Consider the following 8,397-nt stretch of genomic DNA (forward strand, 5'->3'; position numbering starts at 1 on the left):
ATGCCGAAGTTGCAATTCCCTGTCCCGTAGACAAAAGAATTATACCATATTTCACCATTGGAATCAAGACTAAAGTCTTAAAAAAAACTATGCTAAAGCGTCCCTGTATCCCCGCCTTAAAAGACGGGGTTTTAGGGCTAAAGTGGAGTTAGATAATTCAAGCTGGCATCAGAAACTACAGTAGGGATTTTTGAACAATCAAACAAAAAAAAGTGGGCACAAATGGCAAATATCATTGATACACATCAACATCTCTGGGACACTTCAAACCTAAGCTACCCTTGGTTGGACGATTTTGATGCGCTTGATAAGCGCTATCTAATCGAGGACTATCGTCGCGCCTGCGAGGGAATCAACGTTGTCCGATCCGTTCATGTCGAAGCAGATGTGGCACCCGCGCACGTAGTCGACGAGGTTAAATGGTTGGCACAGGTTGTGCAAACAGATGGTATGATTGGTGCAATCGTTGCGTCTGCACCCCTTGAAGATTCAAGTGCCGAGGAAATCCTCAGGCAACTTACTGAGTACGAACTTGTCGTTGCGATTCGTCGCATGGCTTGGCACCGTCCCGATAATCAGTTTTATCGAAGTCCCGAACTCATCAGAGGGGTACAACTGCTTGAGAAGTATAACCTCTCCTTTGATCTCTGTGCTAATCATCAGCAGCTTCCCGCTGCTATCGATTTGGTAAGAGCCACGCCAAATATCCGACACGCAGTCAACCATTGCGGGGGACCCGACATAAATGGTAAACAGTTCCAGCCGTGGGCTGACCATATGAGCAAACTTGCATCATTTGATAACGTGCACTGCAAAGTCTCAGGTATCGTAACAACTGCCAGCCCAGACTGGACGAAAGCAGAACTAAAGCCATATATCGATCACCTTGTAGCGGCGTTCGGTTATGATCGCCTTATGTTTGGCAGCGATTGGCCCGTCTGCACCTTAGCTGCTGAATACCAACATTGGGTGGAAGCTCTACTGTGGTCAGTACAAGATGCCAGCGATGCGGACAAACAGAAACTGTTTCACGATAACGCAAAGCAATTTTACAGAATTAAAGGTTAGCATTAAGCAACTCAACGTTTCGGGAGTCTCCGATAGATATTATCAAATCGGTGCTGAGTTTGTCAAAAAAAATAATCCGAAGGGATTGATTCGCTACCCACAGATTGTACGCCCGTTTGCAAAGCTTTGGATATCGCTTGGATAGCTCACCTCGGCGTCTTGACAGTTGCTGATGGCTATTGTATACTATACCCTGATCTAATGTCACCAGCCCCATCGAAGTATGAATCTATTTTATCCCCACAGCCACTCCGTAACACTATAGCACAAAACGTTTCACCATAGCGTTAACCCCGCGAGGAAATCAAGCATGAAACAAACCTTTAACTTCAATTACATACTAATCTGCATCATCTTGGTCCTGTTATGTGCACACATCGGTTATGGACAGCACTACATCTCAATTTATCTCGAAAACGGAGATCATCTCAAAGGGCGTTGGCTGGGGGGTGACGCAAAATCAATCCAGATTGAAGTCTACGAACAGCAATTATCGATCCCTTTCCGCGAAATCGTCTACATCACCGCCTTCGACGATGCCCGTGCTATCCCTAGCGAGGCAGCCGAAAAACACTTTCTTAACGGTCAGACCTTCTTGCAGTTGGATATGTACGATAGAGCGAAGGCGAGTTTCATAAAGGCAATCGACGAATATCCTAAATATACTGATGCCCATTATCAGCTTGCTCGACTCTTTGAACAGGAAGGAAACAACGATGAAGCACTGAAATATTTTGGGAACGTTGTGAAGATCGACCCCAACGCATACAGTATGGAGGACAAGTTTAAGGAGGCAGGTGATGCTTACCTCGCGGCTGAAGAATACCAGAAGGCCGTCAATACCTACCGGCTCTTATTCCGGATCTATCCCGATCGCTACGGTGCCGACGAAGCAGCCTACACGGCAGGTTTTCTATTGTCCGAGGAATTGGATGAACTCGAAGAGGGACTCAAAGTCCTCCAAGAAGCTGTGGCGCATTACCCGGATAGCCAGCACCTCGAACGCGCTTCATACCTCATCGGGTCGGCACATTCCAAGCTGGGAAATGCTGAAATGGCGGTGGGGACATTAACCACTTTCATCCAAAATTATCCACAAAGCCGATGGCTTGCCAATGCTTATATGGCACGGGGCAATGCCTATATGCAGTTGCGGCGGGGGACGGACGCAGTTGCTGACTATAATTCCGTTAGTCCATATACATCAAATCTCAAGCTGAAGAATGAAGCCCGAAAAAAGCGAAGCGAAAGTGCGTGGACAATTTACACCGTCTCTGACGGAATACCAAGCAACCAGATCCAAGCGATTGCTATTGATGGACAAACCCTCTGGATCGGCACACCAAAAGGGTTGGCACAAATTGACCTCAGCGGAGGAACCTGGCAGCCAATCACGGACATAACCGATCACATTAACACTCTTTTTGACGAAGAGCAGCCGATTGATGTTCGAGCACTCGCGGTTGATAATCAGGAACTGTGGATTGGTACGCTGAATCGCGGCGTAATTCGTTATAACAAGACGACGACATTTCCTGACATCTTTGATATCCGTAATGGACTCCCCGATAACACGATATATGACATCAAAATTGACAAAGATGAAGTTTGGATTGGCACCTTTGCAGGAGTTGCCCGTCATCTGCGATCTACCGGAGATTGGATCAACTATAGCGAGGCGAACGATGGTTTACCCGCCGATGATATTGTTGCGCTCGCCGTCACACAGGACAGAATTTGGATTGGCACCTCTCAAAATGGCATCGCAGTCTACAATCGAAGCATGGACATTTGGCAGAGCTTTGGTGCCCTCGACAACCTCGACCTGAAAGCCGGCAGCGAAATTGTAAGTTTTGATGTCAGTGCTGATAGAGTCTACTTTACTTGGAACTATAGCGTGGACAAAGCCAACGGTTACGGCGAAATCCATCAAAGTGATCTGACCAGTACGGTTGAGGCTGTCCTTCGTTTTGTCGATATTGTGCCATATCAAAGTATCTACGTTGCTGCTACCAAAGGTCCGGTCAGCGCAGTTATACCGGCTACCGTCTGGATTGCGACCAATGGTGGTGTGTGGATTAAGACCGCAGGCGGATGGCGAGATCCCATTGACTTTCCCTCTAGTCGAATCAGTACCCCTATCGTAAGCTGCATCGCACTCGGGGTAGGTGCTGCTTGGATCGGCACTGCCGATGGCCTCGCCAAGATTGACACTAGCGCAATTTACGGAAACAACTGATAAGACTGGAAAATGGCGTAATTTTATGCTTTGCAGTTTTTTGAAGGTATGCTATAATAAGTTACCTACAAATCTAGATGGTCTGGACTTGTAGTTTCATCAATACTATAGACGGCAAGGAGAAAATAAAATGGCAGGAGTTATTCCGACGATTAGTTCAGGTGTTGCAGGTCCCCTTGGTGTCCTCCATCTACCAAGATTTTGGAGCAAGGTTACGTTAGACGCAGTGGGACAACTACATCCCGACTATCCGGCATGTGGTGCTGGCTTCGATCAAATGGTTCTTGATGGGCTTGGTCTTGATAAGGACGAAACCTTGGCATATATCAGCGAGAACCGTCCAAGCTACACCGAGTTTGAACAATGGATTCTGGATAGAAAAGGCGGGAGTCTAGATCAAGGGGCAGTCGATGAACTGAATGCGGCCATCGGAGGCTACAATCACGATGACGATACCCGTGGAGCTATTTTAGGTGCGGCTGGGGTTGGCGATGACGGTTCGATCTTGGATGCCGTAAACCTGAATAATCTTGAGGATTGGACTGACTGGCATGCTTCGCTGACTGGGTAAGCGTCAACCAATTCCTATCCTTAGAAAACACAGACGAAAATTCAACCGCATGATGAGAGAGGGGCAGGTTCTGAACCTGCCCCTCTTTTTATTTGAGTCCCCCAGGGAGCGACGATTGGATTAGCTCCCGATATTCCGCCTCTGGTGCACAAAGATCTTCCGCTGTCGAGGGTTCAAGTTGATCTATCGCTGATAGAAGTATATCTGGGGTTACGTCGCTGATCCGGAGATTGCATATCTTTGGAAAAACCTCGACAGCGGAACCGCGAACATCCACGGAGAGGTTTAAGACCCGTGTCCCGCAGATTCCATACGCCGGCAGGCTGCCGTGCAGACGTGCGGAGACTACCGTGTGGGCGGAGGCGTACTGTCGAAGTAGCGTGTAGGGATCTCCGTGAAACCAAAGTGCATCGGAGGGAATTGTCTCGCGGAGGGCGGTGTACTCCCTATGCGCATGGCACAACACCCGAACATTGTGCCCATCTTCTTTGAGCGTTGTGTAGAAGCTCTTCCAACTATCCGCGAACTGTTTCAGCCTGCGATGGCGGGGAGTACGTCTGCGCCCAATCCGCTTTGGTGCGTGGCGTGGCGAGGGCGGAACAAGAATCAGGTAAGGTCTCTGCTCCGCCGGCGCAATACTCCACATTCTACTTGCCCAAGCCGCAGAGCACGGTAGGTAGCTATTCGGTATCTTGAGTGCATTCAGGAGGGCATGCGCATACGCATCGCGGACGGTGACGCATAAGCTAGGCTCAACCCGTTGCCGAATAATACGCTCTGTTTTTTTACTCTTCATGCAGTACGCGACATATGCCTCAACACTAATATCCGGGTGGGAAAAACCCGCCCCACCTGCCATCGTAAAGATTTTCAATCTCCAACGGATAATAAAATCACGCCACATCGCATCGTCATACCAGTGCTTCCAGTCGTCGTAATTATTATATTGCGGCATCCCGCCGTAGACCAGAAACGGAGTATTCCGAACAACATCTTCATAATCACGGAAACCCTGTGGACTAAAGCGATCAATGAGCACCCACACCTGAGGTCCCAACACCTGTTCAAACAGATGTTGCAGCCCCACCCCAATGAAGGTATCGCCCGGATTGTCGTTTGTGCGTCCAGTTGTAGTTATTAGCGGAATGTGCGTCATCGCTATGAAATGTCAAACGGGAAAAGATGTAGAAGAGTTTTTATCTGAAATTTTCAGATCAGCGCTTCGCCAGTCATTTCAGATGGCTGATCTAAACCGAGCAATTTCAGCGAAGTCGGCGCAATATCTGCCAGTCTGCCATCGGTCTTCAAATGATAACCCTTGTAACGGTCATCGACAACGATGAGATTGACGGGGTATGTTGTATGTGCGGTGTGCGGTCCCCCTGTCTCAGGATCAATCATCTGCTCGCAATTACCGTGATCGGCCGTCACAATTAAGCCTCCACCTTTTGCCATCACCGCATCAACCACCCGCCCTACACAGGCATCCACAGTTTCTACCGCCTTAATCGCAGCAGGCAGCGATCCTGTATGACCGACCATGTCACCGTTTGCGTAATTCAGGATGAACATATCATATCTGTCCGATGCGATCCGACGTAGCATCTCTTCGGTAACCTCTGGCGCGGACATTTCTGGCTTCAGATCATACGTTGATACATCACGCGGCGACGGGACGATTTCCCGATCTTCCCTGTTAAATGGTTCATCGTGATAATCGTTGAAGAAAAAGGTAACGTGCGGGAATTTCTCCGTTTCCGCACAACGAAATTGTGTTAACCCAATCTCGCTTGCATATGCCCCCAGAACGTTGTGCATCTTGGGCGGTTTCGGAATCGCAACCTCTACCGGAAGCCCCCGTTCATATTCAGTCATTGTGACAAACTCAATTTCTAACTTCTGTCCACGTTCAAAACCCATTTGCCTGATAACTCCGTCTTTGCCGGCCGCTTCAAATGGGAACTCCATAGCGCAAAAAGCCTTACACAGTTGGCGCGGTCTGTCTCCACGAAAGTTGTAGAAAATTACCACATCGCCATCGGAGATTCTCGACAACGGATCCCCTTTATCATCTGTAACAACCGTCGGCTCGATGAATTCGTCCCCGATTTGATTGTCTTGGGTTGGACTATCATAGTAGCGTTGATATCCTTCGGTCGCCGATCTGACGTGATGTCCTACCCCAGCGGTCAACAGCCGGTAAGCCTTTTCCACCCGATCCCACCGATCGTCACGGTCCATAGCATAGTATCGACCCACTACTGAAGCAACCCGTCCGCTACCAATCTCCCTCATCTTGGCTTCTATTTGCCGACAGAAGTTGATGCCACTCATGGGCGAGCAGTCGCGCCCGTCGCTAAAGTTGTGAACCAAGACGCGGTCAGCCGAGACGCCTGTCTCTTTTGACAATGCGAGCAGAGCATAAAGGTGATTCAGTGAGCTGTGCACACCCACATCGCTTGCCACCCCTATGAGATGCAGGTTGCTCCGCTGCGCTTTGGCATGCTCCATGGCAGCGATCAATGCCTTGTTCCTTGAGAACTCACCAGATCGAACCATTTTGTTGATTCGCAAAAGCTCCTGATCTACAATCCGACCGGCACCAATATTCTGGTGTCCAACCTCGCTATTTCCCATCGTGCCTGCCGGTAAACCGACATCTTCGCCGGACGTATGAATGCGCACATGCGGATATGCTCGCATGAGCCGATCATCCACCGGTGTTTTGCCGAGATAAATCGCGTTGGCACTGTTCCACTTCGGATACGGGTTGTACCCCCAACCATCCCGAATGATAATTACCATCGGGCGAATTTGCAGCTTCGTCACATTAACCTTCCAAAGGATTTTAATTTTTGCGCTATCAGCCTGTAGGTCGAGATTCATATCTCGACATTGAAAATTTAAAGGAACCTAGTAACGTGCGTTATATTGGAACAGATTGAGGGCTCTTGTTAGCTATTTTTGTCAGCGACAGGATTTGTTTCAAGACGTTACATCAAATGCTTCTTGAGAAATGCGAGCCCCGGCTCAACGTCAACCTCATGTTCCCCTTCAAAGTAGTCTAGCTCAAGATTATCCGGACGACCGGCTGCGGTATAAATCTGCTCAATGTGATCGAACGCGTTTTTGGCATCTGCCGCGATGAAACAACTATCGTCCGATGCTATCTGTGCCATGCAGGGACGCGGTGCAATTAATCCCGCTACATCTGATATGTCGCCATGCCCACGCAGCCCAAACATAAACTGAGAACCGCAAGTATTTCCACGTCCTCGATCGTTGAGCGCATCGGTCAGCGTGCTAAGGTAGCAAACGATAACTGCCGCTTTAATCCGTTGATCCAAGGCAGAAACGTAGGTTGTCATCGTGCCACCGAATGAACAGCCCATACAACCCAGGCGCCTCCCATCTACATCGGGTCGAGATTGTAAGTAGTCCAAGCACCGCTGGGCGTCACAGATATGGAGCTGGAGCAGTTGATAACCAAAGTAACCGTAAGCCATATAGGCGACATTGCAGCCGTCACGTCCTGGGCGGCGCACCCATTCATCGCGATCTTTACGTTCACCGAAGGTGCGCCAGTCCGGTGAAATCGTGACGAATCCATGCCGTGTCAACTCAACAGCGAACTGCTTCTGATAATCCTTACCTATCCCGGCGAGCGGATCTTTCCCAATCCCGTGCCCGTGCGCACAGAGCACCGCCGGACAACGATTGTTCGGACCTGCCCCTTCAGGACTTAGAACATAGGCAGGAATAGAAGAGAAGGGATCAGGATTGAAAATTATCTTCTCACGCGTATATCCATCCATCTCTGTCCGTTCTAACACCTCGACCTCTAGCCGGATGGCCTCCGGTTTCGGTCCCAAGTCTTTGACTAACTTATGTCGAAAGACTTTACGCCATTCCCGCCACTCTGCCTTTGATGTTCCGGTGAAATGCAGAGGTGGCATCTGCTTTAACAGGTGCTCTACGCCAAGCTCCGCAGTCAAAAAACGGGGGATTGTCTTTTCCATTTGAATCTCCTTCTCTACTGTCGATTCCGCACATATCGGTTCTATTGAGGTAAGTTTCTTGTCGACAAATGAGCGTATTGAGTATATCATACAACTCATATTCGATCCATCGTTTTTATCTCATCTGTAGGGCTATCTAATTTTCCTGTAGGAGGGATTTCCAAATCCCGACACGCCGCTCACATCAATGGTCGCAATTCACATCTAGACGATTGGCGCGTGCTGATTTTGGGATGCAGCGAACGAAACATTGGTGATGTTTAATTGAGGAGTGTTCATAACTATTTCGCTCATGTTAAGATTTCTCTCCGTGCTTTGCACTTTCTTTTTACGTGAGCCAATTATTTATTGTCTGAATCAGGATACTCTGGATTTAAGAATTTGCAGGATTGAAGCCGTGATGGGTGAAAATGGGAAAAGGTTCGTTGGTTCATTTAGCCCCAGCGGGGCGACATGTTTATAGCCGGGCGATAGGACCTTTCTTCTAAGCCCCAGCGGGG

The 8,397-nt window shown here is 48.9% G+C and carries 6 protein-coding genes; 3 read left to right on the forward strand and 3 right to left on the reverse strand.

From position 1 onward, the window contains the following. Positions 1–222: 222 nt before the first annotated feature. The 3 genes from J4G02_17895 (at position 223) to J4G02_17905 (ending at position 3,878) form a co-directional block, all read left to right on the forward strand. Positions 223–1,068 carry an amidohydrolase family protein gene (locus tag J4G02_17895; protein ID MCE2396411.1) on the forward strand — a complete coding sequence of 282 codons (846 nt, stop codon included), beginning with the start codon at positions 223–225 and terminating at the stop codon, positions 1,066–1,068. Between the two features lie 310 nt (positions 1,069–1,378). Beyond that, positions 1,379–3,307, forward strand: coding sequence for a tetratricopeptide repeat protein (locus J4G02_17900; GenBank protein ID MCE2396412.1), 1,929 nt, complete (start codon positions 1,379–1,381; stop codon positions 3,305–3,307). Positions 3,308–3,437: 130 nt separating this feature from the next. Continuing rightward, on the forward strand, positions 3,438–3,878 hold the full coding sequence (locus tag J4G02_17905) for a DUF5069 domain-containing protein (protein MCE2396413.1): 441 nt from the start codon (positions 3,438–3,440) through the stop codon (positions 3,876–3,878). An 88-nt stretch (positions 3,879–3,966) separates the two neighbouring features. Here J4G02_17905 and J4G02_17910 read toward each other — a convergent pair whose 3' ends face one another. The 3 genes from J4G02_17910 to J4G02_17920 all read right to left on the reverse strand — a co-directional run bounded on the left by J4G02_17910 (position 3,967) and on the right by J4G02_17920 (position 7,897). After that, a complete protein-coding gene (locus J4G02_17910) occupies positions 3,967–5,034 on the reverse strand; it encodes a polysaccharide pyruvyl transferase family protein (protein ID MCE2396414.1) in 1,068 nt (355 codons plus the stop codon). A gap of 53 nt (positions 5,035–5,087) precedes the next feature. Beyond that, entirely contained in the window at positions 5,088–6,683 is a 1,596-nt protein-coding gene (gene gpmI / locus J4G02_17915) for a 2,3-bisphosphoglycerate-independent phosphoglycerate mutase (protein MCE2396415.1), read from the reverse strand. Between the two features lie 188 nt (positions 6,684–6,871). Next, complete coding sequence (locus tag J4G02_17920; protein MCE2396416.1) at positions 6,872–7,897, reverse strand: acetylxylan esterase; 1,026 nt, start codon at positions 7,895–7,897, stop codon at positions 6,872–6,874. Positions 7,898–8,397 lie beyond the last annotated feature (500 nt).

This window comes from Candidatus Poribacteria bacterium (assembly GCA_021295755.1).
Lineage (GTDB): Bacteria > Poribacteria > WGA-4E > WGA-4E > PCPOR2b > PCPOR2b.

Excerpts from the sequence above, each read along its gene's own strand:
- J4G02_17910 (MCE2396414.1), bottom strand. The coding sequence starts at position 5,034 with ATGACGCACATTCCGCTAATAACTACAACTGGACGCACAAACGACAAT.
- gpmI (MCE2396415.1), bottom strand. The coding sequence starts at position 6,683 with ATGGTAATTATCATTCGGGATGGTTGGGGGTACAACCCGTATCCGAAG.
- J4G02_17920 (MCE2396416.1), bottom strand. The coding sequence starts at position 7,897 with ATGGAAAAGACAATCCCCCGTTTTTTGACTGCGGAGCTTGGCGTAGAG.
- J4G02_17900 (MCE2396412.1), top strand. The coding sequence starts at position 1,379 with ATGAAACAAACCTTTAACTTCAATTACATACTAATCTGCATCATCTTG.
- J4G02_17905 (MCE2396413.1), top strand. The coding sequence starts at position 3,438 with ATGGCAGGAGTTATTCCGACGATTAGTTCAGGTGTTGCAGGTCCCCTT.
- J4G02_17895 (MCE2396411.1), top strand. The coding sequence starts at position 223 with ATGGCAAATATCATTGATACACATCAACATCTCTGGGACACTTCAAAC.